23 protein-coding genes, 1 tRNA gene and 1 pseudogene are annotated in these 24533 nt (G+C 64.2%); 18 read left to right on the forward strand and 7 right to left on the reverse strand.

Going from position 1 to position 24533, the window contains the following annotated elements; translation table 11 throughout:
• The 5 genes from AC097A_RS15905 (at window position 1) to AC097A_RS15925 (ending at window position 5818) form a co-directional block, all read left to right on the forward strand.
• A complete protein-coding gene (locus AC097A_RS15905; protein ID WP_479621581.1) occupies window positions 1–2517 on the forward strand; it encodes an ABC transporter permease in 2517 nt (838 codons plus the stop codon).
• Window positions 2518–2713: 196 nt separating this feature from the next.
• On the forward strand, window positions 2714–3055 hold the full coding sequence (locus tag AC097A_RS15910; protein ID WP_479621582.1) for a helix-turn-helix domain-containing protein: 342 nt from the start codon (window positions 2714–2716) through the stop codon (window positions 3053–3055).
• Window positions 3055–4353: a type II toxin-antitoxin system HipA family toxin gene (locus AC097A_RS15915; RefSeq protein WP_479621583.1), complete on the forward strand. Its 1299-nt coding sequence runs from the start codon at window positions 3055–3057 to the stop codon at window positions 4351–4353. Before AC097A_RS15910 ends, AC097A_RS15915 begins: the two co-directional genes overlap by 1 nt.
• On the forward strand, window positions 4350–4760 hold the full coding sequence (locus AC097A_RS15920; RefSeq protein WP_479621584.1) for a group II truncated hemoglobin: 411 nt from the start codon (window positions 4350–4352) through the stop codon (window positions 4758–4760). Before AC097A_RS15915 ends, AC097A_RS15920 begins: the two co-directional genes overlap by 4 nt.
• Before the next feature lie 23 nt (window positions 4761–4783).
• Window positions 4784–5818, forward strand: a complete 1035-nt coding sequence (locus AC097A_RS15925) for an XdhC family protein (protein ID WP_479621585.1) — start codon at window positions 4784–4786, stop codon at window positions 5816–5818.
• Here AC097A_RS15925 and AC097A_RS15930 read toward each other — a convergent pair whose 3' ends face one another.
• A complete protein-coding gene (locus tag AC097A_RS15930; RefSeq protein ID WP_315478657.1) occupies window positions 5819–6463 on the reverse strand; it encodes a Smr/MutS family protein in 645 nt (214 codons plus the stop codon).
• A gap of 9 nt (window positions 6464–6472) precedes the next feature.
• Window positions 6473–7192 (reverse strand): RadC family protein, encoded by a 720-nt coding sequence (radC, locus tag AC097A_RS15935; RefSeq protein ID WP_479621586.1) that lies wholly within the window; start codon window positions 7190–7192, stop codon window positions 6473–6475.
• Between the two features lie 78 nt (window positions 7193–7270).
• Here radC and AC097A_RS15940 point away from each other — a divergent pair, with 78 nt between their 5' ends.
• From AC097A_RS15940 to AC097A_RS15965, 6 genes are all read left to right on the forward strand, one after another.
• Entirely contained in the window at window positions 7271–7726 is a 456-nt protein-coding gene (locus tag AC097A_RS15940; RefSeq protein WP_105260129.1) for an FKBP-type peptidyl-prolyl cis-trans isomerase, read from the forward strand.
• Entirely contained in the window at window positions 7723–8682 is a 960-nt protein-coding gene (gene ispH / locus AC097A_RS15945; protein ID WP_479621587.1) for a 4-hydroxy-3-methylbut-2-enyl diphosphate reductase, read from the forward strand. Before AC097A_RS15940 ends, ispH begins: the two co-directional genes overlap by 4 nt.
• 101 nt (window positions 8683–8783) lie before the next feature.
• Window positions 8784–10100 carry a serine--tRNA ligase gene (gene serS, locus AC097A_RS15950; RefSeq protein ID WP_479621588.1) on the forward strand — a complete coding sequence of 439 codons (1317 nt, stop codon included), beginning with the start codon at window positions 8784–8786 and terminating at the stop codon, window positions 10098–10100.
• Between the two features lie 35 nt (window positions 10101–10135).
• A tRNA-Ser gene (locus AC097A_RS15955) sits at window positions 10136–10223 on the forward strand.
• 130 nt (window positions 10224–10353) lie between these two features.
• Window positions 10354–11349, forward strand: coding sequence for a tripartite tricarboxylate transporter substrate binding protein (locus AC097A_RS15960; protein ID WP_105260083.1), 996 nt, complete (start codon window positions 10354–10356; stop codon window positions 11347–11349).
• 71 nt (window positions 11350–11420) lie between these two features.
• Window positions 11421–12011 carry a hypothetical protein gene (locus AC097A_RS15965; RefSeq protein WP_479621589.1) on the forward strand — a complete coding sequence of 197 codons (591 nt, stop codon included), beginning with the start codon at window positions 11421–11423 and terminating at the stop codon, window positions 12009–12011.
• 116 nt (window positions 12012–12127) lie between these two features.
• Here the strand turns inward: AC097A_RS15965 and AC097A_RS15970 are convergent, their stop codons facing one another.
• The 5 genes from AC097A_RS15970 to AC097A_RS15990 all read right to left on the reverse strand — a co-directional run bounded on the left by AC097A_RS15970 (window position 12128) and on the right by AC097A_RS15990 (window position 17581).
• Window positions 12128–12904 (reverse strand): SDR family NAD(P)-dependent oxidoreductase, encoded by a 777-nt coding sequence (locus AC097A_RS15970; protein ID WP_479621590.1) that lies wholly within the window; start codon window positions 12902–12904, stop codon window positions 12128–12130.
• Window positions 12905–12972: 68 nt separating this feature from the next.
• Window positions 12973–13986, reverse strand: a complete 1014-nt coding sequence (locus tag AC097A_RS15975) for a transporter (RefSeq protein ID WP_315496641.1) — start codon at window positions 13984–13986, stop codon at window positions 12973–12975.
• A 54-nt stretch (window positions 13987–14040) separates the two neighbouring features.
• Window positions 14041–14931: an NUDIX hydrolase gene (locus AC097A_RS15980; RefSeq protein WP_479621591.1), complete on the reverse strand. Its 891-nt coding sequence runs from the start codon at window positions 14929–14931 to the stop codon at window positions 14041–14043.
• Window positions 14928–16637: a single-stranded-DNA-specific exonuclease RecJ gene (gene recJ, locus AC097A_RS15985; RefSeq protein ID WP_315480901.1), complete on the reverse strand. Its 1710-nt coding sequence runs from the start codon at window positions 16635–16637 to the stop codon at window positions 14928–14930. The genes AC097A_RS15980 and recJ overlap by 4 nt, the downstream gene beginning before the upstream one ends.
• Complete coding sequence (locus AC097A_RS15990) at window positions 16634–17581, reverse strand: hypothetical protein (RefSeq protein WP_479621592.1); 948 nt, start codon at window positions 17579–17581, stop codon at window positions 16634–16636. The genes recJ and AC097A_RS15990 overlap by 4 nt, the downstream gene beginning before the upstream one ends.
• A 59-nt stretch (window positions 17582–17640) precedes the next feature.
• Between AC097A_RS15990 and AC097A_RS15995 the strand changes: the two genes are divergently transcribed.
• From AC097A_RS15995 to AC097A_RS16025, 7 genes and pseudogenes are all read left to right on the forward strand, one after another.
• Window positions 17641–18897 (forward strand): lipoprotein-releasing ABC transporter permease subunit, encoded by a 1257-nt coding sequence (locus AC097A_RS15995; protein ID WP_479621593.1) that lies wholly within the window; start codon window positions 17641–17643, stop codon window positions 18895–18897.
• Window positions 18890–19567 (forward strand): lipoprotein-releasing ABC transporter ATP-binding protein LolD, encoded by a 678-nt coding sequence (gene lolD, locus AC097A_RS16000; RefSeq protein ID WP_479621594.1) that lies wholly within the window; start codon window positions 18890–18892, stop codon window positions 19565–19567. The genes AC097A_RS15995 and lolD overlap by 8 nt, the downstream gene beginning before the upstream one ends.
• 150 nt (window positions 19568–19717) lie before the next feature.
• Window positions 19718–20917, forward strand: coding sequence for an ABC transporter substrate-binding protein (locus tag AC097A_RS16005; protein ID WP_479621595.1), 1200 nt, complete (start codon window positions 19718–19720; stop codon window positions 20915–20917).
• A gap of 17 nt (window positions 20918–20934) precedes the next feature.
• Entirely contained in the window at window positions 20935–21780 is an 846-nt protein-coding gene (locus AC097A_RS16010) for a TatD family hydrolase (protein WP_479621596.1), read from the forward strand.
• Window positions 21781–21786: 6 nt separating this feature from the next.
• Window positions 21787–22545 (forward strand): class I SAM-dependent methyltransferase, encoded by a 759-nt coding sequence (locus AC097A_RS16015; protein WP_105262529.1) that lies wholly within the window; start codon window positions 21787–21789, stop codon window positions 22543–22545.
• A complete protein-coding gene (tfpB, locus tag AC097A_RS16020) occupies window positions 22542–24332 on the forward strand; it encodes a type IV pilus assembly ATPase TfpB (RefSeq protein WP_315496648.1) in 1791 nt (596 codons plus the stop codon). The genes AC097A_RS16015 and tfpB overlap by 4 nt, the downstream gene beginning before the upstream one ends.
• A gap of 74 nt (window positions 24333–24406) precedes the next feature.
• Window positions 24407–24533 (forward strand): annotated as a pseudogene (locus tag AC097A_RS16025) (tripartite tricarboxylate transporter TctB family protein); the annotation flags it as partial.

Consider the following 24533-nt stretch of genomic DNA (forward strand, 5'->3'; position numbering starts at 1 on the left):
TTGAAATTGTCTTTTTTTGCCCTGGGCTGGCGTACCTTGTGGCGCGATGTGCGCTCGGGCGAACTGCGCCTGCTGATCCTGGCCGTCACGCTGGCGGTGGCGGCGCTGACCGCGGTGGGCTTTTTTGCCGACCGCTTGCAGGGCGGCCTGCAGCGCGATGCGCGCCAGCTGCTGGGAGGCGATGCCGTCATCTCCAGCGACAACCCGCCGCCCGAAGCCTTTGAGGCACAGGCCCGCGCCTTGGGCCTGCAGATCGTGCACACGCTGGGCTTCCCGACCATGGCCCGCGCCAGTGACGCGCAGGGTGGGGCGGCCAAATTGGTGGCGCTCAAGGTGGTGGAGCCGGGTTACCCGCTGCGTGGCAGCCTGCGTGTGAGCACGGCTGCCGACGGCCCGGACGCGCCCACCAAAGACACACCCGCCAAAGGCAAAGCCTGGGTGGATGCGCCGCTGCTGGAAGCCATTGGCCTGAACGTGGGCGACACGCTGTTGCTGGGCGACAGCCAGTTCACCGTAGACCGCATCATCGTGATCGAGCCCGACCGCGGCGGCGGTTTCATGAACTTTGCGCCGCGCGTCATGATCTCGCAGCCCGACCTGGCCGCCACCGGCCTGGTGCAACCGGCCAGTCGCCTGAACTACCGCCTGGCGGTGGCGGGTAACGAGCCTGCCGTGAAACGTTTTGTCGACTGGGCCGATGCCCAAGTCAAGGGCGGGGTGCGTGGCGTGCGTGTGGAGTCGCTGCAAAGCGGCCGCCCCGAGATGAGCCAGACGCTGGACCGGGCGCAAAAGTTCTTGAGCTTGGTGGCGCTCTTGGCCGCCTTGCTCAGCGCGGTGGCGGTGGCCTTGGCCGCGCGCGCCTTTGCCGCCAACCATCTGGACGATTGCGCCATGCTGCGCGTGTTGGGCCTGTCCCAGCGCACCATTGCCAGCGCCTACGCGTTTGAGTTTGCGCTGGTGGGCCTGTTTGCTAGCGGCCTGGGCGTGGCGCTGGGCTTTGGTGTGCATTACCTGTTTGTGGCGCTGCTGGCGGGGCTGGTGGATGCGGCCTTGCCTGCGGCATCGCTGTGGCCGGTGCTACTGGGCGTGGGCATGGGGCTCACGCTGCTCATGGCCTTTGGTTTGCCGCCTGTGTTGCAGCTGGCCCAGGTGCCTGCGCTGCGTGTGATCCGCCGGGATGTGGGCAACCTGCGCCCCGCGTCGCTGGGGGTGCTGGCGATTGGTGTGGCGGGTTTTGCCGCGCTGTTGATGACGGTGAGCAGCGACCTGCTGCTGGGCCTGATTGCCGTGGGCGGTTTTGCGGCGGCCGTGCTGGTGTTTGCCGCCCTGAGCTGGGTGGCTGTGAAGGTGTTGCGCAAGAGCGTGAACGAGGCCACGGCCCCGCGTTGGCTGGTGCTGGCCACACGCCAAATCTCGGCCCGTCCGGCCTACACCGTGGTGCAGGTGAGTGCGCTGTCGGTCGGTTTGCTGGCACTGGTGCTGCTGGTGCTGTTGCGTACCGATCTGATCAGCAGCTGGCGCAAGGCCACGCCGCCCGATGCGCCCAACCGCTTTGTCATCAACGTGATGCCCGAGCAGTCCGAGGCCTTCCAGAAGGCACTGACCGACGGTGGCGTGACCAAGTTCGACTGGTACCCCATGATCCGCGGCCGCCTGGTGGCCGTGAACGGCAAGGCCGTGTCCCCCGACGACTACACCGAAGACCGTGCCAAGCGCCTGGTAGACCGTGAATTCAACCTCTCCCACAGCAGCAAAAATCCGCCGCACAACGATGTGATTGCCGGCCGTTGGACCGAGGACGAAGAGGGCGCCGTGAGTGTGGAAGAGGGCATTGCCAAGACGCTGAACTTGAAGCTGGGCGACAGCCTGCGCTTTGACATTGGCGGGGTGCAGACCGAGTCCAAGATCACCTCGCTGCGCAAGGTGGACTGGGGCTCCATGCGCGCCAACTTCTTTGTGATGTACCCGGTGGGTGTGCTCAAGGACGTGCCCAGCACCTACATGGGCGCCTTCAAGGCGCCCGAGACCAAGGGCTTTGACAACGCGCTGGTGCGTGCGTTTCCCAACATCACCAATGTGGACATGACCAGCACCATCAACCAGGTGCAGCGGGTGCTGGATCAGGTGATCCGTGCAGTGGAGTTTTTGTTTGGCTTTACGCTGGCCGCCGGCCTGGTGGTGCTGTTTGCCGCAGTCACTGCTACGCGCGAGGACCGCGCACGCGAGTTCGCCATCATGCGCGCCGTGGGCGCGGGCAGCAGCCTGCTGCGCCAGGTGCAGCGCACCGAGCTGGCCGGTGTGGGCCTGTTGGCGGGCTTCCTAGCTTCCATTGTGGCTGCCGCGGTGGGCTGGGCGCTGGCGCGTTTTGTGTTCGAGTTCGACTGGACCGTGCAGCTCTGGGTGCCGCTGGTAGGCGCTTTGGCCGGCGCGGTGCTGGCCCTGGCCGCTGGGTGGTGGGGCCTGCGCGATGTGCTGCGCCGCCCGGTGGTGGAGACTCTGCGCCGCGCGGCTACCTGATTTACTATACTTTTGATAGCTGCTTGCGCAATATCCATGGGCGCTAGAGGCTGATTTGACTTGAAAATGGATGCAACACAGCTGGTGTAGCCAAAATGGCTTCCATCGAAGCGAAAACGACTACACGCCACACTTGTGTTTTGTAAATTTGTCTGTAATATCAGTCTTTAATTAGATTTAGATTGAAATTACGGACATGAAATACGAAGAGCGGCCTCTTTTGACACCGCAGCATCTGGCAGAGGCCCAGGCGCTGGGTGACAAGCTCGCCCGGCTTCGGCAGGCCCGCAAAATCCGCCAGGCCGATGCGGCTGCACGTGCCGGTTTGTCCCGTTCCACCGCGGTGTTGATTGAAAAGGGTGACGCCAGTCGCACGCTGGCACAGATTTATCGCTACCTGGAGGCCATTGCCCCTGGGCTGTCGCTGCCAGCCTTGCTGCAAGAGAGCGACCCTTCGCTCAGCGCTCTGGCGCAGGCAGAGGCTACCCAGCGCGTGCGGCCCATGTCAGCATCTGAACTGCAGTCGCTGGACTTCTGATGCCGCAGCGCACGTTGTATGTATTCACCCACCTGACCGAGGGCTGGGCGCCCGCCGGGCGACTATCGCTCACGCAAGAGCGCGATGTGGTGGCCTCCAGTTTTGCCTATGGCACTCGTTATATCGACCGGCCAGATGCTTTTGACATCGACCCTGTCAGCCTGAGTCTGGCCGACAAAACACGTGTACGCGGTGCAGAGCTGTTCCCCATCAACCAGCTTACCCAGTTCGGCGGCATTCGGGATGCCGCGCCCGATGCGTGGGGACGTCGCGTCATCGAGGCCCAGCGCCGCGTGCCTGCCAACAGCCTGACAGAGGCCGATTATTTGTTGGGCGCGGGCAGCGACCGCGTGGGCGCGTTGGACGTGCGCGAGTCGTTGGACAGTCCGGTCCACGCGGGAGCAGCGCCCATCCGCTCGCTGCCCTACATGCTGGAGGCCGCCGAGCGCATTGAGCAAGGCCTGCCCATCCCTGCTGCACTGGCCGATGTATTTGGAGCCGGCCCCAGCGCGGGTGGCGCGCGGCCCAAGGCCTCGGTGCGTGACGAGGCGGGCGTGCTTTGGCTGGCCAAGTTCGCTGCCGTGGGCGACACCTTGGACATGGCCTGGGCCGAGAGCTGCACCCTGCAACTGGCCAGTCGCTGTGGCTTGGCGGTACCCGAAGCCAAGGTCGTGGACATCGGCGGCAAGTCCGTATTGCTGGTGCGCCGGTTTGACCGCATCGCGGCTGCCACTGGCATAGAACAACGCCTGCCCTTTGTCAGCGGTCTGACGCTGGTGGCGTGTGATGAATTCGAATCTCGCGCCAAAGGTTATGGCCACCTGGCCCAAGCCATCCGCGAGCATGTGCACCCCAGCCAGATCCGCGCCAATTGCGAAGAGCTATTCGGTCGCATGGTGTTCAACATCTTTGTCAGCAACGATGACGACCACCTGCGTAACCACGGTTTCTTGCGCAGCACGCAACTCCCCGGCTGGTCCCTCAGTCCGCTTTACGACGTGGTGCCGCGCCCCAGCGTGGCATTTGAGCGCCAACTGCATCTGCATGTGGGCCTGCAAGGCAAGCTGGCCACGCTGGACAATGCTATGTCCGCCTACAGCGCATTTGTTCCGCAGCGCACCACGGCGGTGGCTATCATCCGCCGCATCTGGGGCGAGCTGCGCCAGTGGCGAACACAGTTTGAAGACATGGGTGCCACTGGCAGATTGCTGGACCAATTGGCCCCCGCCATGCGCGACCTGGACGACATTGCCTCGCCCGCGCTACAAACTGAAATACGAAAGTTGATGGCTCCATGACAGAAGAAACATCCGAAACCCCCACCGGCATCACCCCCTTTGAATGGATAGGCGGCGAGCCAGTGATCCGCAGCCTGGTGGACCGCTTTTACGACCTGATGGACTTGGAGTCCGGCTACGCTGCACTGCGCGCTGCGCACGGCAGCTCGCTGGATAAAGCGCGTGACCACTTGTTTTGGTTTTTGTGCGGCTGGATGGGCGGGCCCGACTACTTTGTGGAACGCTTTGGCCACCCGCGGCTGCGGGCGCGGCACATGCCGTTCAAGATTGGCATTCTGGAGCGCGACCAGTGGCTGGCCTGTATGGACCAGGCCATGGGGGATACCGGGGTTCCCGTCGAACTGCGCGAGCGGCTCAAGACCTCGTTCTTCCAGACCGCGGACTGGATGCGCAACGTAGGCACTTAGCCCTGCTGCAAGGACCAAGCCCCATGGAAAACCTTGATGTGATGGTCTTGCGTGCCCTGTGCGGCTGGCGCCAAGCCGGGCGGCGTGCGCTGCTGGCCACCGTGGTGCGCACCTGGGGTTCCTCGCCACGGCCCGTGGGGTCCATCATGGCCTTGTGTGAGGACGGTGCCGTGGTCGGCTCGGTATCGGGTGGCTGCATCGAGGATGATTTAATTTTTCGTTTCACGCGGGCCTACGCGTCTGACGGTGCAACCCGTGGCGATGCCACGCAGCAGATCCCCAGCGGCGCACCGCAGCGCGTGAAGTACGGCATCACCGCCGATGAGGCTCACCGTTTTGGCCTGCCCTGTGGCGGTACGCTGGAGCTGCTGCTGGAGTTTGATCCCGATGCGGCCAGCTTGGCCGATCTGGTGGTCCGGCTGGAGCAGGGCCAGCTGGTGCGCCGCACGGTGCAACTGGCCGATGGCGCGGTGGGCCTGCAGGCCACTACCACGCCGGCGGCACTCAGCGTGTCAGACAGCACACTGACCAACACCTTTGGGCCCGAATACCGCCTGCTCATCATCGGCGCAGGCCAGCTCAGCGAGTACGTCGCCACCATGGCCCAGTTCAGCGGTTTTGCGGTGACCGTGTGCGACCCGCGCGAGGAGTACCGCGGCGCCTGGGCCGTGCCCGGTGTGGTGGTGAACAGCGGCATGCCCGACGAGGTGGTGACTGCCTTTGCGCCCGACCGCCGCAGCTGCGTGATCGCGCTGACGCACGACCCCAAGCTGGATGACTTGGCGCTGCTGGAGGCGCTGAAGTCCGACGCCTTCTACATTGGCGCCATTGGCTCGCGCCGCAACAACGCCGCGCGCCACCAACGCATGGTGGAGCACCTGGGCCAGACACCACAAACGCTGGCACGTTTGCGTGGCCCCATCGGTATTTACATCGGTAGCAAGACGCCGCCCGAGATTGCGGTGAGCGTGATGGCCGAAATACTGGCCGTGAAAAACGGCGTGGCTCTGCCGCGCGATGTGGATGTGTCGCACGCCAAGGGCGGGCTGGAGGGTTAGCTAGCCGCGGTTCAGCGGCTGCAGCAGTACCACCAGCGCGCCCGCGCCACCCTGCGCGGGCTGGGCCTGCACAAAGGCCACCACCTCGCTTTTTTGCACCAGCCACTTGTGCACCTTGTCTTTGAGTACCGGCGCCTTGCCGGGCGAGCCCAGGCCTTTGCCGTGCACCACCCGCACGCAGCGTATGCCCTGTTTATGTGATTCGCGGATGAAGGCACCCAGCGCCTCGCGCGCCTCGTCGCTGCGGTAGCCATGCAGGTCAATCTGCTTTTGGATGCTCCACTTGCCCTTGCGCAGCTTCTGCGTCACGTCGGTGCCCACGCCGGGGCGTCTAAAGCTCAGGTTGTCGTCGGTGTCCAGCAGCGTGGTCACGTCCACCTCGTCGCTGATGGCCTCTTGCAGTGCGGCCGCATCGTCCAGCAACTGCTGTTTGGGGATGGGCTTGGGCGGCGCGGGTGCCAGTGCGGCCCGCTGGGGCGGGGCCATGGGTTTGACCTTGCCAATAGCGGCTTGGAACAGGTTGCTGGCGGCGGCCTTGCGTTTGGCGTCCAGCGCCTTTTGCGCGGCCACGGCAGCCTCACGCGCAGCCTGGGCTTCGATTTCCTTTTTGACCAGCTTCAGGTCGGACAGGGCGTTGATCTTCATGGCAGCCCCTTAGAGTAAACCGGCCTCGGCCATGGACAGTGCCTGGCCCGGCCCAACAATGATGTGGTCCAGCACACGCACGTCCACCAGCGCCAGCGCGGCCTTCAGCGTCTGGGTCAGGGCCTCGTCGGCACGGCTGGGTTGCACAGTACCACTGGGGTGGTTGTGCGCCAGCACCACGGCAGCCGCGCTGTGGTGCAGCGCGCGAATGACGACTTCGCGCGGGTAGACCGAGGTTTGGGTCAGCGTGCCGCGGAACAGCTCTTCCATGGCCAGCAGCTTATTTTGTGTGTCCAGAAACAGCACAGCGAAGACTTCATGGCCCTTGGCCGCCAGGTGCAACTGCAGGTAGTGCTTCACAGCCTGCGGGTCGGCAAACACCTCGCGCTCCTGCAGGCGCTGGGCCATGGCACGACGCGCCAGTTCCAGCACCGCCACAATCTCGGCGCGCTTGGCGGGGCCCAGGCCCTTGACGCGCTTGAGGTCGTCCGCAGTCGCGCTCAAGAGCCCCGCTATGCCTCCAAACCCGCCCTGGCCCTCGTCCGTATTGCGCGGGGTGCTATGGTTTTTGAGTTGCAGCAGCTCGTCCGCCATCTGCAGCACGCCTTTGCCTGCGATGCCGGTGCGCAGCAGGATGGCCAGCAGCTCGGCGTCGCTGAGCGCGCCGGGGCCACGCGCCAGCAGCTTTTCGCGCGGGCGGGCGTCCGGGGGCAGGTCTTTGAGCGGCATGGCGTGGGGGTGAAGCAGGGGGCGGAATGCCGGGCGGGGCAAGCTTTCTACAATAGAGGGCAGTTTATCGGGACTTTTATGACCACCACGACCCCCCGCGTTCAAGCGGGCTCTTTCCTCACCTTGCACTACCGCCTGGGCGGCCCGGCTGGGGACATCATCAACACCTTCACCGGCAAGCCCGCCACGTTGAGCCTGGGCACGGGGGAACTGTCCCCCGCAGTCGAGGCCTGTTTGATGGACATGGAGGAGGGCGCGCGTGCCACCTTTGAGCTGCCGGCCGGCGCTGCCTTTGGCGAGCGCAACCCCGACATGCAGCAGTGGCTGGCGCGCAAAGTGCTGCGCGACATGGGCGACCCGCACGAAACTTATAACGTGGGTGATGTGGTGCAGTTCCCCACGCCCGATGGCCAGGGCCAGTTTGCCGGTGTGGTGCTGCAGCTACGGGACAACGATGCCGTGCTGTTCGATTTCAACCACCCATTGGCCGGCCAGCCCGTGACGTTTGAAGTGCAACTGATCGGGGTTCTATGAGCAGCGCCGTGAACATCACGCTGCCGCAGGAAATCATCCTTGCCGAGCCGCGTGGGTTTTGTGCGGGTGTGGACCGCGCCATCGAGATCGTGGACCGTGCCTTGCAGAAATTTGGCCGTCCCATCTATGTGCGCCACGAGATCGTGCACAACACCTATGTGGTGAACGACCTCAAAGAACGCGGTGCCATTTTCATCGAAGAGCTGGACGACGTGCCTCCCGGCGCCACGCTGGTGTTCTCGGCCCACGGCGTGAGCCAGGCTATCCAGCGGGAGGCAGAACGCCGCGGCTTCCAGATCTTTGATGCCACCTGTCCGCTGGTGACCAAAGTGCACGTGGAAGTAGCCAAGCTGCACAAAGAGGGTTATGAATTCATCATGATCGGCCACAAGGGCCACCCCGAGGTGGAAGGCACCATGGGCCAGCTGGAGAGCGGTATCCACCTGGTGGAAGACGTGGCCGACGTGGCCAAGGTGCAGCCCAGCCAGACCACCAAGCTGGCCGTGGTGACGCAGACTACGCTGAGCGTGGACGATGCGGCCGATATCACCGCCGCGGTGGTCGCCCGTTTCCCTCTGATCAAAAAGCCCAAGATGCAGGACATTTGCTACGCCACCCAAAACCGCCAGGACGCGGTCAAGGTGATGAGCCCGCAGGTGGACATCGTGATCGTGGTGGGCAGCCCTACCAGCTCCAACAGCAACCGCCTGCGCGAAGTGGCCAAAAAGCTGGGTACCGAGAGTTATATGGTGGACAACGCCGAAGAACTGCAGGCTGAATGGTTTGAAGGCCGATCCCGTGTAGGCCTGACCGCCGGCGCCAGCGCGCCCGAGATTCTGGTGAAGGCCGTCATCGACCGCATCAAGGCGCTGGGCGCCGTGTCGGTGCGCAAGATGGACGGCATCGAAGAGACCGTGAAGTTCCCGCTGCCCAAGGGGCTGAAGCTGGATACCTGAGGGCTCGCAAGGGCGCTATAAAAATAGTAGCTGCTTGCGCAATAAAATAGAGTGCTAGAGCCCGATTTGATACTGATTTGACTTAAGAGTACGAGAACGCCATGTTAGATATCACCCTGCTGCGCAAAGACCTGGATTCGGTGGTTGCCCGCTTGCAAACCCGCAAGAACCCGCAAGCCTTCTTGAACGTGGACGCCTTCAAGGCGCTGGAAGCCGAGCGCAAGACCATCCAGATGCGCACCGAAGAAATGCAGGCCAAGCGCAACACGGTCAGCAAACAAATCGGCATGCTCAAGGGCAAGGGCCAGCACGCCGAGGCCGATGCGGCCATGGCCGAAGTAGCGGGCCTGAAGGCCGAGCTGGAAACCTCCGCCACGCGCCTGGACGCTATCCAGGTCGAGATGCAAACCATGCTGGAAGCCGTGCCCAACCTGCCGCACGAGAGCGTGCCCGTGGGCGAAGACGAACACGGCAACGTAGTGGTGCGCTCTTGGGGCACGCCCAAGACGTATGACTTCGAGATCAAGGACCATGTGGACTTGGGCGCACCCCTGGGCCTGGACTTTGAGATGGGCGTGAAGCTCACCGGTTCACGCTTCACCGTCATGAAGGGGCCGATTGCCCGCCTGCACCGCGCGCTCGCCCAGTTCATGCTGGACGTGCAGACCGAAGAACACGGCTACACCGAGTGTTACACCCCCTACATCGTCAACGGCGACAGCCTGCGCGGTACCGGCCAGCTGCCCAAGTTTGAGGGTGACTTGTTTGCCGCCAAAAAGGGCGGCCAGGATGGCGAGGCCCAGCCCGACCACACCGCGCTGTACCTGATCCCCACCAGCGAAGTACCGCTGACCAACTTTGTGCGCGACGTGGTGTCCGCCGAGTCCGATTTGCCCATCAAGCTGACCGCCCACACGCCGTGCTTCCGCTCCGAGGCCGGCAGCGCTGGGCGCGACACACGCGGCTTGATCCGCCAGCACCAGTTCGACAAGGTGGAAATGGTGCAGATCGTGCACCCCGAAAAGAGCTACGAAGCGCTGGAAGCTATGACCGGCCACGCCGAAGCCATCCTGCAGAAGCTGGGCTTGCCCTACCGCGTGATGAGCCTGTGCACCGGCGACATGGGCTTTGGCGCCACCAAGACCTATGACCTGGAAGTGTGGCTGCCTGCGCAGAACACCTTCCGCGAAATCAGCTCGGTCTCCAACTGCGAGGCCTTCCAGGCCCGCCGCCTGCAGGCCCGTTTCAAGAACGCCCAGGGCAAAAACGAACTGGTCCACACCCTCAACGGTTCCGGCCTCGCCGTAGGCCGCGCGCTGGTGGCGGTGCTGGAGAATAACCAGAACGCCGACGGCAGCATTACCGTGCCGGAAGTGCTGCGACCCTACCTGGGCGGCAAAGAGGTGCTGAAGGCCTGATAGAATCACGCCTTCGTTTCGACCGACACGAATCAGGAGAAGTGGCAGAGTGGTCGAATGTACCTGACTCGAAATCAGGCGTGTCGCAAGGCACCGAGGGTTCGAATCCCTCCTTCTCCTCCAAATAAGCAAGCCTGCATCCCGCAAAGATGCAGGCTTTTTTATTGGCACGCGTGCCAGCAAAATTTGTCATGGTGCTGCAATCTGCCTGTCGCATAGTGGCGGGCTGTATCCAATGTGTGAGGTGGTTTTTATGGTGATGGTTCGCAAACTTTCCCGCCGTGCTGCGGTGGCATCTGTGGTGGCAACGGCATTGCTGGGCACGGTGGCTTGGGCACAAAACGGCAGTGCCAGCTTTCCCGACAAACCGGTCAAGATCGTCGTGCCGTTTGCCCCAGGTGCAGGCACCGATGCCATGGGCCGCCTGATGGCCCAGAAGCTGGGTGAGGTGATGGGGGGCAGTTTTGTGGTGGAGAACCGCACCGGCGCGTCAGGCGCGATTGGCACCCAATACGTGGCACAACAACCGGCCGACGGCTACACCTTGCTGCTGGTAGCGTCGCCGTTCACCACGGTGGCGGCCTCCTTGCCCAATGCGGGGTACGACCCGCTCAAGAGTTTTGCCCCCGTGGGCATGATTGCCAGTGGCCCGCTGGTCTGGGCGACCAACCACCAGACCGGCATCCACACCATGCAGGAGCTGGTGGCCTACGCCAAACAAAAACCCGGCGTACTCAACTACGGCTCGGCCGGTGCGGGTGGGGTGAACCACCTGGTGCTGGAGCTGCTCAAGGCCAAGACGGGCACTTTCATCACCCACATCCCCTACCGCGGCGTGGCACCCGCCGCCATGGACATGGTGTCGGGCCAGGTGCAACTTGTCACGGGTACCATTCCCGCGCTGCTGCCGCTGGTGAAAGACGGGCGCATCAAGCCGCTGGCCGTGACGAGCGCCAAGCGCTCCAGCGCCATGCCCGATGTGCCCAGCATGGCCGAGGCCGGGTTCAAGGGTTTTGACGTGTTGAACTACTTTGCGCTGGCCGCCCCTGCGGGCACCCCGGCTGCGGTGATCGACAAGCTCAATACCGCCCTTAACAAGGTGGTCCAGCTGCCCGAGGTGGTGGCCCGCTTCAAACTGGATGCGGTGGAGGCCACACCGGGCACTCCCACGGCGCAGGCGAAGTTCATCGAGTCCGATTACCACGCCTGGCGTGACGTGGTGCAGACGCAAAACCTCAAGATCGAATAAAGCCGCTTTTGGGGCCCTGTTGGCCCCTTTGTTGGCTGGCCTGCGCGGAGCCGGCGTGGAACAATGGCTGCATGCGCACCTCCATCCCTTCGTTCCTGCTGCTGGCCTGCGGTCTGTGGGCGCCCTGGGCCCACGCCCAGTTGCCTGCGCGGGACCTGACGGTGGAGCTACGCCAGATCGAGGACCGGCAGGACGAGGCCAACAGCTACCGTGCGGGCCCATCCGAGAGCACGCAAGCCCTGTCGCCCCAGAAAATCCAGGTACGCAATGGGCAGAAGGCGCAGCTGCGGATGAACCTCTCCGTCCCCATGCAGTGGGTGGAAGCCGCCCAGGCCGCGTCTGCCAACAGCGGGGCAGGTGTCAAGCAGGCGCTGCAGTGGTTTGAGGTGGGCCAGAGCGTGACGGTGATGCCGCGCTGGCCCGGTGGCAACCGTGCGGCCACGTTAGAGCTGGAAGTGCAGCAGGCCGACATGGCCACCCGCAGCAACGCCGACATGCCCAGCCAGAGCCGCAGCCAGTTCAGCAGCACGGTGACCGCGCCCCTGGCGCAGTGGGTAACGATTGCCACCACCGGCCCTGCGCCGGCCCGGCAAGGGAGTTACAGCAGTGCTGGTAGCGGCGAGGTGCGTCGCTTGTTGCAGATTCGGGTGTTGGTGCCTTAGGCTTTTTGCCGGGCTACATCGCTTTTTTTAACACCCACTCCCCCAGCCCCTCGTCACGTGTATAGACCGTAGACATGGGGAACATGTGTGCCGGGACATAGGTAACACTTTTTCGTTCAACCGGACGTGAGAGAACCTATGCCCCGCACATCCCCCACAGCATCCTTCCCAAAGTCCGCCCGCGCCAGATACGCCAGCACCCGCCGCGCTGCATCTTCCGGACTGCTGAGCTGCCCTTGGGCATGTAGGCCGGCAAAGCTGCCGAGATCCGGAAACTGCGTGGCGTTCGCACTGCGCAGCTGCACTTGCATGTCGGTGTCAATCACACCGGGCGCCAACGAACACACTTTGGCACCGTGGGCCAGTTGGGCCTCGTCCAGCGCCACACAACGACTGAAATGGTCCATGCCCGCCTTGGCTGCGCAATAGGCCGCTTGCGAGGCCATGGCACGCCGTCCCAGGCCCGACGAAATATTGAGCACCTTGCGTGGCACGGTCCAGCTGCGGGTGGCGCCCAGAAAGGCGGCGGTGAGTTGCATGGGCGCTTCCAGTCCCACACGCAGCGCTTGCGCCAGCGCGACCGGGTCGGAGTCCGATAGAGGCACCAGCGCCGGGATCACACCCGCGTTGTTGATTAACGTGGCACTGGCCAGCGTGGCCGGGTCTTGCTGTGCTAGCCATTGGCGCAGCTGGGCGGAGGCGGTGGCGCCCTCGGCCAGGTCCAGCGGCCACTGCAGCAGTGCCGCACCTGCGCGCTGGGCTTGTTCGGCCAAGGCGATATTGGTCTGGCGCGAGATGCACAGCAGCAGGGCGTCAGCTTGCAGCAGCTGTTCGGCCATGGCTCGGCCCATGCCGCGCGAGGCGCCGGTGAGGATGGTGAGATTTTTAGGCATAATTTGCTATTAAATTAGGAGCTGTTTGCGCATATTCCACGGGCGCTAGAGGCCTAAAAGGCTTTAAATTACTCGCGGTGCCGGCGTATCGCGATGTAGCCCGCCACCACGGTGAAGGTGACGATCAGGGCCACCACCCACCAGAAACCTTGCGGGTGTTCGGCCAGGGGAATGCCGCCCACGTTCATGCCCAACAAACCGGCAATGATGTTGATCGGCAGGGCCAGCACGGTCACGATGGTCAGCACAAACAGGCTTCGGTTGTTGGCCTCGGCCACACGTCCGGCAATCTCTTCCTGCAGCAGCTTGATGCGTTCCTGCAGTGCGGCCATGTCGCTCAGCGCAACGTTGAATTCTTCGGTCGACTGGCGCAGGTCGCCCAGGTCTTCCTCGGCGATCCACTGCGGCGGCTTGCGCAGCAGGCGGAACAGGGCCGCGGGCTCGGGCGCCAGCAGGCGCTGCAGGCGCACCAACAGGCGGCGCAGAGCACCGAGGTTGGCACGTTTGGTTTCCAGCCGGCCGGCCAGGAGTTTGTCTTCAATGGCGTCCACCCGGGCGGTGGTGTTGCGCACGATGTTGATCAGCACATCCCCCTGGTCGTGCATCAGGTGCACCAGCAAGGCCACGGGCGACATGAGTTGTTCGCCGCGGCGCACGGCGTCGCGCAGGCGGTCTATCGAGCGCAAAGGCTGCAGCCGCGCGCTCACCACCAAACGCGGCCCGACCGACAACCAGAGGGTGGAAATATCGGACGGCTCAAAGGCAAAGTCGTAGTGCACATCGTTCACCACGGCCACCAGCGTGTCGTCGTCCAGCTCCACCCGCGTCGAGCGGGAGCCATCGGTCAGGGATTCATGGAACAGGTCGGACAGTTGCAGATGGTCTTGCAGCCACTTGGCGCTGGCGGTGTGCGACAGGTTGAAATGCAGCCAGACAAAACCGCCGTCCTCGGGGTTTGCGCGGGCCAGCCAGCGCAGCGCATCCTCACTGCCGGCCGCTGTGGCCAGGCCTTCTTTGTCGAACACAAAGCCGTAGATCAGGCCGGATGGGTCGGCACCGTAATTTTGCGCAGTGGGGGTCATGGGAGGGCTCGGCATAAAGGTGTTTCCGGGCTAGTGCACATGGGCCTGTGGGTATCAGGGGCTGCCCGCCAGGCCCAGCCCTTGCGCCAGCGAGGCCACCGCATCCAGGGTGAATTCACCGCCGATGATACGTTCCAGGGTGTGCGCTGCGGACAGGCACAAAAACTCGGCAACTTCACCGTCCTGGTTGTGTGGAACCCAGCCCTCCGGGCAAGCCCAGTTGTAGACCAGCAGGGTTTCGTCGTGCCAACCACCGGTGTCCAGCCGCGCGGTGCGGACCAGGCCGCAGGCGTGTAGCGAGGAGGTGTCTGTCAGTACCGCACCTGCTTCTTCGTGCAGTTCGCGGACCGCGCAACCCAGCGGCGTTTCACCCGCGGGCAGTCCACCCGCGGTCACGTTGTCCAGCCGCCCAGGGTCGGTGGCCTTGGTGGGTGAGCGGCGGCCGCACCAGAGTTGCCCATCCGCGGTAAAACCGTTGATATGCACCGCATGGCTGCGCATACCCAAAAACCGGAAACCTGCGCGTTCTACCGCCAGCAGAGGCTCACGTCCATCGTCGGGTGGCGTCAGGCAGTGGTGGTGCCAGAACGCAAAGGCTTCGTTGCGCCAACCGTGTACTAGGCCTTGTGCATGGCAATGCGCCAGCGCACCTTGCAGTTGGGCACTGCGCTCCGCACTGCTGCAATGCAGCGCCCGCCAGTGCAGACCCGCCGCTTCGCCCTGGGGTTGATACTGGCAGTCAGGCAACAGGGTTGCCAGCAGGGCGGCACGCTCGGGGCTCAGCAACCCCAGGCGTTGTGGTGCTGTGCCGCTCTCACCCTCCAGCCAAAAAATCTGCAGGTCTGGCGGCGGCGGGGCCAGGGCTCGCTTGGCTGCCTGTGCCAACTGCTGGCGTTGTGTGCTGCCCAGCTTGGCGGCAAACGCCAACGCGCCTGGCAGATTCACACCTGCGCGCCTTCGACCAGAAAGCGTACGCGCCGCACGCCGTTCCATTCGTCTGCATCCAGCCGGAACGCCAGCGTCACCTTGGCTGGCAGGGGTTCGGTATGCCCGAACCAGATGCCGTCCACGGGCTGGCCCTGGTGTTTGAGTTTCAGAGCCAGGTGTTTTTCACCCACCAGGCGCTGCGACACCACTTCCACCTCTTCGCTGAAGGTGGGGGCGGCAAAACCCTGGCCCCATACTTCCTTGTGCAGCGTGTCGACCAGGTCCACGCGGCGGTATTCCGGGTTGAGCGGGCCATCGGTGTCCATGCGGCGGGTCAGCGTGGCGGCGTCCAGCCATTCCTGGGCCACTTCGTTCAGGCCATTTTCGAAGTCGTCAAAAAACTCCTCCGCCACCGTGCAACCCGCCGCCATGGCGTGGCCGCCAAAACGCAGGATGACGCCGGGGTAGCGCTTGGCCACCAGGTCCAGCGCATCGCGCAAATGGAAACCCGGAATGCTGCGGCCCGAGCCTTTGAGTTCGTGTTCCTTGCCTTCGGCCGCGCTGGCGGCAAACACAAAGGTGGGGCGGTGTAGCTTGTCCTTGATGCGGCTGGCCACAATGCCGACCACGCCTTCGTGGAAGTCGGGGTCGAACACACAAATCGCGGGCGGCGGTTCGTCGCCTTCGTCAAACAGGCTCTCGGCAATCATCATGGCCTGCTCGCGCATGTCACCCTCAATCTCGCGGCGCTCGCGGTTGATGCCGTCCAGCGTTTTGGCCAGCTCGTCGGCGCGGCCGGGGTCGTCGGTCAGCAGGCATTCAATGCCCAGTGTCATGTCGCTCAAACGGCCAGCTGCGTTAATGCGGGGGCCCAGGGCAAAACCAAAGTCGAAGGTGGTGGCGACCTCGGCCTTGCGCCCGGCTGCTACAAAAAGACTAGCTAGTCCCGCAGGCAGGGCAAGGGCGCGCACCCGTTTTAGGCCTTGGGCCACGAGGCGGCGGTTGTTCGCGTCCAGCTTCACCACATCGGCCACGGTGCCCAGTGCGACCAGCGGCAGCAGCACATCAAGTTTGGGTTGGGTGGTGGCGTCAAACACGCCGCGCTTGCGCAGCTCGCCGCGCAGGGCCAGCAGCGTGTAGAACATCACGCCCACACCGGCGATCGACTTGCTCTCAAACGTGCAGCCGGGTTGGTTGGGGTTGACGATCACATCGGCATTGGGCAATTCGCTGCCCGGCAGGTGGTGGTCGGTCACCAGCACCTGCAGGCCCAGGGCCTTGGCGCGCGCCACACCGTCCACGCTGGCAATGCCGTTGTCCACGGTGATCAGCACATCGGCACCGGATTTCTTCACGCGTTCGCTGATGGGGGCGGTCAGGCCATAACCGTCCACCACGCGGTCGGGTACCAGGTAGTCCACGTGCTGCGCGCCCAGCAGGCGCAGGCCGCGCACGGCCACAGCGCAGGCGGTGGCACCGTCGCAGTCGTAGTCGGCCACGATGCAGAGTTTCAGGTTTTGCGCCATGGCGTCGGCCAGCAGCACGGCCGCGCGGTCCACCCCCAGCAAGGAGCTGGGGGGCAGCAACTTGGCCAGCGCGTCGTCCAGCTCATCGGGGCTGTGCACGCCGCGGGCGGCGTACAGGCGCGCCAGGAGCGGGTGCACGCCGGCTTGCTCCAGCGCCCAGACCGAGCGGGGAGGAATGTCGCGGGGGACGATGTTCATAAGGTCAACAGCAATTCGTGCGGTGGGGGCGCGGTAAAGCGGCGTTGCAGGCGGTTCCACCAGGGGCTGCTTTGCAGCACAAAGGTGGGGGCCAGGCGTTCGCCGCACAGGGTGATTTCCAGCGCCTCGTTGGCATTGGCGCGGGCCAGCAGTTTGGCGATCAGGCCCTGGTCCAGCGCCTGCCAGGCTTGGGCCCAGGCACGGCCGTCATCACGCTGGGCGGCCGCAGCCAGGCTGTTTTCCATCTCCACCCGCTGGGCCGGAGCGCTGCGCGGGGTGGCAGGCAGGGTGCCGGTGCCACTGATCCAGAAGGAGTTGACCGGGGGCACAAAACGGGCTTTGCGCGCATCGTTGACCGGGTGGGTGTAGAGCAGCATCTGCATCTCGTTTTGCAGGCGGCGCAGGGGTTGCGCCTGTTCCTGGCGCGGCATCCAACCGTCCACACGGGCGCCGCGTGCGCGCGCCAGCGAGGCGGTGGGCAGATCGACCAGGGCGGCGCCCTGGGCCAGCCAGGTGGTGTCGCTCAGCGGGTGCAGCGTGATGCCGTCTTCGGCAAAGTAGGGCTGCATGGCGGCGCGCAGGGCATCGGAGTCGTGGGCGCTAAGGGCAAGCTTCTGCGGGTCTTCCATCGCCACATGGTCGGCGTTCACGCGCCAGTGGCAGGGCGTGATCCAGGCCCAGCCACTGCTGCCGTGCACCTTGGTCAGGCCCAGGTGTTCGGCGTCCAGCGCCGCCCAGGGCACCAGGCCGTCGGCGCCCTGCAGGCCCAGGCTTTTGGCGTGTACGCGTTCGCCCAGCGGGGTCAGCGACTCGGCCGAGCCCAGCAGGGGCGGGGTGGGGTTGAGCAGGCTGAGCAGCTGTGCCAGGTTGGGGAGCGTTATGTCGGCAATGGCGGCCTGGCAGTGCGGACCGGCCGGTGCGGCATAGGGAATAACGGTGTGCATGGCTGGATTGTCCCGCATGGATGCCACAATCCGCCCACCTCTGCACTTTGTAACGTTTGATGCGACTTCCCTACGAGCTCACCATCGGCTGGCGCTACACGCGCGCTGGCCGTGCCACGCGGCGCAATGGTTTTATTTCCTTTATCTCGGGCGTGTCCATGCTGGGCATTGCGCTGGGCGTGGCGGCCCTCATCATCGTGCTGAGCGTGATGAACGGCTTCCAGAAAGAGGTGCGTGACCGCATGCTGGGCGTGGTGTCGCACATTGAGGTGTTTGCCCCCGGTGGGCAGGCCCTGGCCGATATGGACCGCACCCTGCGCGAAGCCCGCGACAACCCGCAGGTGGTGGGTGCCGCGCCGTTTGTGGCGGCGCAGGCCCTGGTGGCGCGCGGCGAAGACATGAAGGGTGCCATGGTGCGCGGCATCGACCCCGCACGGGAGCCCGAGGTGTCGGACGTGGCCACCGGCGCGCAGGCCGCCGTGCTAGCGCAACTGGTGCCGGGCGAGTTTGGTGTGGTGCTGGGCGGCGAGCTGGCACGCAGCATGGGCGTGGTCAAAGGCGACCGCGTGACCCTGATTGCCCCCAGCGGGCAGGTGACACCCGCCGGCGTGGTGCCACGCTTGAAGCAGATGACGGTGGTGGGCACCTTTGACTCGGGCCACTACGAATACGACTCGGCCCTGGTGTTTGTGCACTGGGAAGACGCGGCCAAGATCTTCCGCCTGGAAGGCCCCACGGGTGTGCGCCTCAAGCTGAAAGACCTGCACCAGGCGCGCGAGGTAGCCCAAGAGCTGAGCCGCAGCATGAGTGGTGACCTGCTGCTGCGCGACTGGACGCGCCAGAACCGCACCTGGTTTGCCGCGGTGCAGGTGGAAAAACGCATGATGTTCATCATCCTCACTCTCATCGTGGCGGTGGCGGCGTTCAACCTGGTGTCTACGCTGGTGATGACGGTGACCGACAAACGTGCCGATATCGCTATCCTGCGCACCCTGGGCGCCAGCCCGGGCAGCATCATGGGCATCTTTGTGGTGCAGGGCGCCATGGTGGGGGTGATTGGCACGCTGGCCGGCCTGCTGTTGGGCCTGGGCGTGGCCTTCAATATTGACGTGATCGTGCCCGCGCTGGAGCGCCTGCTGGGCGCCAGCTTTTTGCCGCAAGACATTTACCTGATCAGCCGCATGCCCAGTGACCCGCAGCAAAGCGACATCGTGCCGGTGGCGGTGATCTCCCTGCTCATGGCCTTTGTCGCCACCCTGTACCCCAGCTGGCGCGCCAGCCAAGTGAACCCTGCCGAGGCGCTACGCTATGAATGACGTTTTATTGCAAGCCACCGGCCTGACCAAGCGGTTTCAGGAAGGCCGTCTGGACGTAACGGTGCTGCACGGTGTCGACTTGGACGTGCACCGTGGCGAGACGCTGGCGATTGTGGGCGCTTCGGGTTCCGGCAAAAGCACCTTGCTGCATTTGCTGGGCGGGCTGGACGCGCCCAGCAGTGGCAGCGTGACCCTGTGTGGCCAACCCTTGGCCGGGCTGGACGCGGCGGCCCAAGGGCGGCTGCGTAATAAACACCTGGGCTTTGTCTACCAGTTTCACCACCTGCTGCCCGAGTTCAGTGCGCTCGACAACGTCGCCATGCCATTGACAATTCGGCGTGTAGCCCCCGTAGATGCTGCGCAAGCAGCTATGAAAATGCTAGCGTTGGTGGGCTTGGAGCACCGCATGCACCACCGCCCGGCCGAGCTCTCGGGTGGCGAGCGCCAGCGCGTGGCCATTGCACGTGCACTGGTGACTAACCCAGACTGCGTGCTGGCCGACGAGCCTACAGGCAACCTGGACCGCAGCACGGCGGATGGTGTGTTCGACCTGATGCTGACGCTGGCGCGCGAGCAGGGCACGGCCTTTGTGCTGGTGACCCACGACGCCACACTGGCCGCGCGCTGCAGCCGCCAGCTGCAGCTGGTGTCGGGGCGTTTCGCGGGCTAGGGCGCAGCCCCAGGGCCTTGCCGCTGCAGGCCGGGTGGCTTGCGGTTTGCTGACGGGACGGCTGGCAAAGCCCGCGTCCAAGGGTTCTCGCGGATGACGGTGGGGTGGGGTGCCTCCTATCCTGCCCCATCAAATTTCTAGAGAATCACTATGAACCGTCGTTGGCATTCCTGGGTGAGTGTGGTGCTGGGTGCGGGGTTGGCCGTTGGGGCCGCCGCACAAACCATCAAACCTTTGCGCATCGGGCTCATTGGCCCCTTCACCGGCCCCTCGGCCGACTTTGGCATCCCCATGCTCAACGGCGCCAAGCTGGCGGTGGACGAGATCAATGCCGCCGGCGGCTACCTGGGCCGGCCGCTGGAGCTGGTCATCAAGGACGACACCGCCAACCCCGATGTGGGTTTGCAGCATTCGCAAGACGTGTTGAAAGAAGGCGTGGTGGGCACCATCGGGTTTTGCAACACCGGTGTGGCCATGAAGTCGCTGGAGACCTTCCAGACCGCCAAGGCCCCGCTCATCGTGCCCTGCGCCACGGGCACGCCCATCACCGCCAAATACCCGGCGCCCGAGAGCTACATCTTCCGCACCTCGGCACGCGATGGCATTCAGGCGCCGTTTGTGGTGGACGACATCGTGAGCCGTGGCTGGACCAAGGTCGCCATTTTTGCTGACAAGACGCCCTATGGCGAAGGCGGCATGAACGATGTGGTCAAGGCACTGGCCAGCAAAAACTTGCAGCCGGTGTATGTGGCCCGGTTTGACCTGGGCGTGAAAGACCTGCAAACCGAACTCAAGGCCGCGCAGGCCGTGGGTGCCAATGTGGTGTTCAGCTACACCGTGGGCACCGAGAACGCGGTGATTGCCAAAGGCCGCCAGGCCTTGAAGTGGGCCGTGCCCCAGGTCGGCGCCTGGCCGCTGTCGTTTCCCTTCTTCATGGACGGTGCCAAAGAGGCCGCCGAGGGCGCACTGATGGCGCAAACCTTTATCGCCGAGCCCAGCAACGAACGGCGCATTTCCTTTCTGAGTGCCTACGCCCGCAAGTACAACACCAAAAAAATCACCGTGCCCATGGCCGCCGCCCAGGCCTACGACACGGTGTACCTGCTGACCTATGCCATCTTGTCCATCCGCGATGGCAACCTTTCCGGCCCCTCGGTCAAGGCCGCGCTGGAGGCCATGCCGCGCATTTATTACGGCGTGACCGCCACGCACGAACGCCCTTTTAGCAAAGACGACAAAGATGCCATCACCAGCAATATGCTGGTGATGGGTCTGGTGAAGAATGGTGCGGTAACCTTCGCCTACCCCGAAGACCGCACACGCAACCTGTTTGTGCAGCGCAAACGCTGACGTTTCCCACCACCACCATGCCCTGGATAGACACCCACTGCCACCTCGACGCCTTTGAGGCAGACCGGCAGGTGGGCGCGGTGTGCCTCTCCGCCCAGCAAGCGGGTGTGGTGCACTGTGTCATTCCGGCGGTGGAGGTTGCCAACCTGGACGTGGTGCGCAAATTGGCCCACCACCAGGGTTACAGCTACTGCCTGGGCATCCATCCGCTGTATGTACCCACCGCGCAGGAGGACGCATTGGCGGTGCTGGCCCAGCAGCTGCAGGCCCACCATGCCGACCCCAGGCTGGTGGCGGTGGGAGAGATTGGCTTGGACTACTTTGTGCCGCAGCTCACCCAAAGCCCCTGGCGCGAAAAGCAGGAATCGTTTTACCGGGCCCAACTGAAGCTGGCCCGCCAGTTCGACCTGCCTGTGGTGCTGCATGTGCGCCGTTCGGCCGACCGCCTGCTCAAACACCTGCGCGAGGTGGCTGGCCCCGGTGGGCGCTGGCAGGGCATTGCCCATGCTTTTAATGGCAGCGAGGTACAGGCGCAGGCATTCATCAAGCTGGGTTTCAAACTGGGTTTTGGTGGTGCGGTGACCTTTGAACGTGCCCACCAACTGCGCCACCTGGCCCAAACCCTGCCGCTGGACGCGCTGGTGCTGGAGACCGATGCACCTGACATTCCGCCGCACTGGCTCTACACCACGGCGGCCGAGCGCGCAGCCGGTGTGCCTCAGGGCCGCAATACCCCGGCCGAGCTGCCGCGCATGGCCCAGACCGTGGCCGAGCTGCGGGGCATGGCTGTGGAGGAGCTGGCCGACGCCACCACGCACAACGCCTGTAAAGCCCTGCCGAAGCTGGCTGCGCTGCTGGTATAAATCCCCATGGCACGAAAAGCATCTCTCTCCCTCCCCGAAGTCAATTTTTCCGAAGAAGGCCCCATCCGCCACCTGCACCTGGGCAGCGAATGGATCCAGGGCTCCATGTTGGTGGACGCACCTACGGCGCTGGTGCACGAATACATCCAGCGCATGATGGCCTGGATGTTGTTCATGGACCCCCACGCCCTGAACAAACGCCAAGCCCTGCAGCTGGGTTTGGGGGCCGGCTCGCTCACCAAGTTTTGCCACAAAGAGCTCAAGATGAAGACCACCGCGATTGAGCTCAACCCGCAGGTGCTACACGCTTGCCGTGGCTGGTTCAAGCTGCCGGCCGACAACAGCCGCATGCAGGTGGTGCTGGCCGATGCGTCGCAAGAAATCAAACAATCCCGCTGGCTGGGCGCCGTGGACGCATTGCAGGTCGACCTGTACGACGAAGAGGCCGCAGCGCCTGTGCTCGACAGCGCCGACTTTTACGCCGACTGCCGCGCCACACTCACCGAAGAAGGCTGCATGACGGTGAACCTGTTTGGCCGCAGCTCCAGCTTCCAGGCCAGTGTGGACAAAATTGCCCAGGCCTTTGGTGCTGACGCCATTTGGGCCTTCAAGGCCACGCGCGAAGGCAACACCGTGGTGCTGGCCCAGCGCACGCCCAGCCGCCCCAAACGCTCGGTGTTGATGGAGCGCGCCGAATTCATCCAGTCCCAATGGGGCTTGCCGGCGGACAAATGGGTTCGCGTTTTTAAACCGGTGCAAGCATGAGCACCAGTGCCAAGAAACCCCACGCTTCGCTTACCCCCCACGCGGGCCCGGTGGACTGGCGCCGACTCGTGGAGTGGCTGCAGCACGACAAGGTGATTGCCGAAGAGGAAGCCCAGCGCACCATCAGCCGCTGTGCGCAGGCCGAGAGTTCGCAGCACCCGCTGGTGCGCCTGGCCAGTGTGTCCATGCGCCGCGCGTCGGACCAGAAACCGCTGGACATGGAAATGCTGACCCAGTGGCTGGCCCTGCGCGCCGGGCTGGACTACCTGCGCATTGACCCGCTCAAGGTCGATGTGGGCAAGGTGGCCGACGCCATGAGCGCGGCTTATGCCGAGCGCCACAAGATATTGCCCGTGGTGGTCACGCCCAGCGAGATTACTGTGGCCACGGCCGAACCCTTTATCACTGACTGGGTGGCCGAGGTGGAGCGCCAGAGCCGCCGCAGCGTCAAACGTGTGGTGGCCAGCCCGCAGGAGATCACGCGTTACACCGCCGAGTTTTATGCGCTGGCCAAAAGTGTGCGCGCCGCCAGCAAAAACGGGGCGAACAATGGTGCCAGTTTTGAGCAATTGGTGGAGCTGGGCAAGAGCAACAAACAGCTTGATGCCAACGACCAGGGCGTGGTGCAGGTGGTGGACTGGTTGTGGCAATACGCCTTTGACCAGCGCGCCAGCGACATCCACCTGGAGCCGCGCCGCGAGCAGGGCGTGATCCGCTTCCGCATCGACGGTGTGCTGCACCCGGTCTACCAAATGCCCATGGGCGTGCTCAACGCCATGACGGCGCGTATCAAGCTGCTGGGCCGCATGGACGTGATTGAAAAGCGCCGCCCGCAGGACGGCCGTATCAAAACCCGGAACCCGCGTGGTGATGAAATTGAAATGCGGATTTCCACCTTGCCCACCGCCTTTGGCGAGAAGATGGTGATGCGTATTTTTGACCCCGACAACGCGGTCAAAGACCTGGACGCCTTGGGCTTCAGTAGCCACGACGCCACGCGCTGGGAACAACTGGTGCAGCGGCCGCACGGCATCATCTTGGTGACCGGTCCCACGGGTTCGGGCAAAACCACCACGCTGTACTCCACCCTTAAGCGTGTGGCCACCGAAGAGGTGAACGTGAGCACGGTGGAAGACCCGATCGAAATGATCGAGCCCTCTTTCAACCAAACCCAGGTGCAGCCGCAGCTGGACTTTGGTTTTCCGCAGGGCCTGCGCGCGCTGATGCGGCAGGACCCGGACATCATCATGGTGGGTGAAATCCGTGACCTGGAGACGGCCGAAATGGCGGTCCAAGCTGCACTCACCGGGCATTTGGTGTTCTCCACCCTGCACACCAACGATGCGCCTTCGGCCGTCACCCGCCTGATGGAGCTGGGCATTCCGCCCTACCTGATCAACGCCACGCTCTTGGGCGTGTTGGCGCAGCGCCTGGTGCGCACCTTGTGCAAGCAGTGCAAGGTGCGGGATGACGACGCCAGCCGCGAAGCCCTGGGCGAAATGGTCAAACCCTGGCAGATCAATGGCGGCTACAAGCCCTACAAGCCCCAGGGCTGTGTGGACTGCCGCATGACCGGGTTCATGGGCCGCATGGGCCTGTACGAACTGCTGGTGGTGACCGAGGGCTTCAAGTCGCGTGTGAGCGCCGACCCCAGCATCGACGCGCTGCGCCGTCAGGCCGTGACGGACGGCATGCGCCCGCTGCGCTTGGCCGGGGCCTTGCGGGTGGCCGAAGGCCAAACCGTGATGGAAGAGGTGCTGAGCTCTACGCCTCCCTTGCAGGGCTAGAACGAAAACCCCTAGGCGGAAGCCCCTAAAAATGCAGGCAGAATGCGTGACCGTTTAGTTGTAGGAGACAGACAGTGAATATAAAAAGCCAAAAAGATTTTTTTTCCGGCCTGATGTTCATGGGCGTAGGGGTAGCCTTCGCCTGGGGCGCATCGGGCTACACCCTGGGAGACGGCGCCCGCATGGGCCCGGGTTACTTCC

The organism is Rhodoferax sp. XS2R6 (assembly GCF_056521365.1).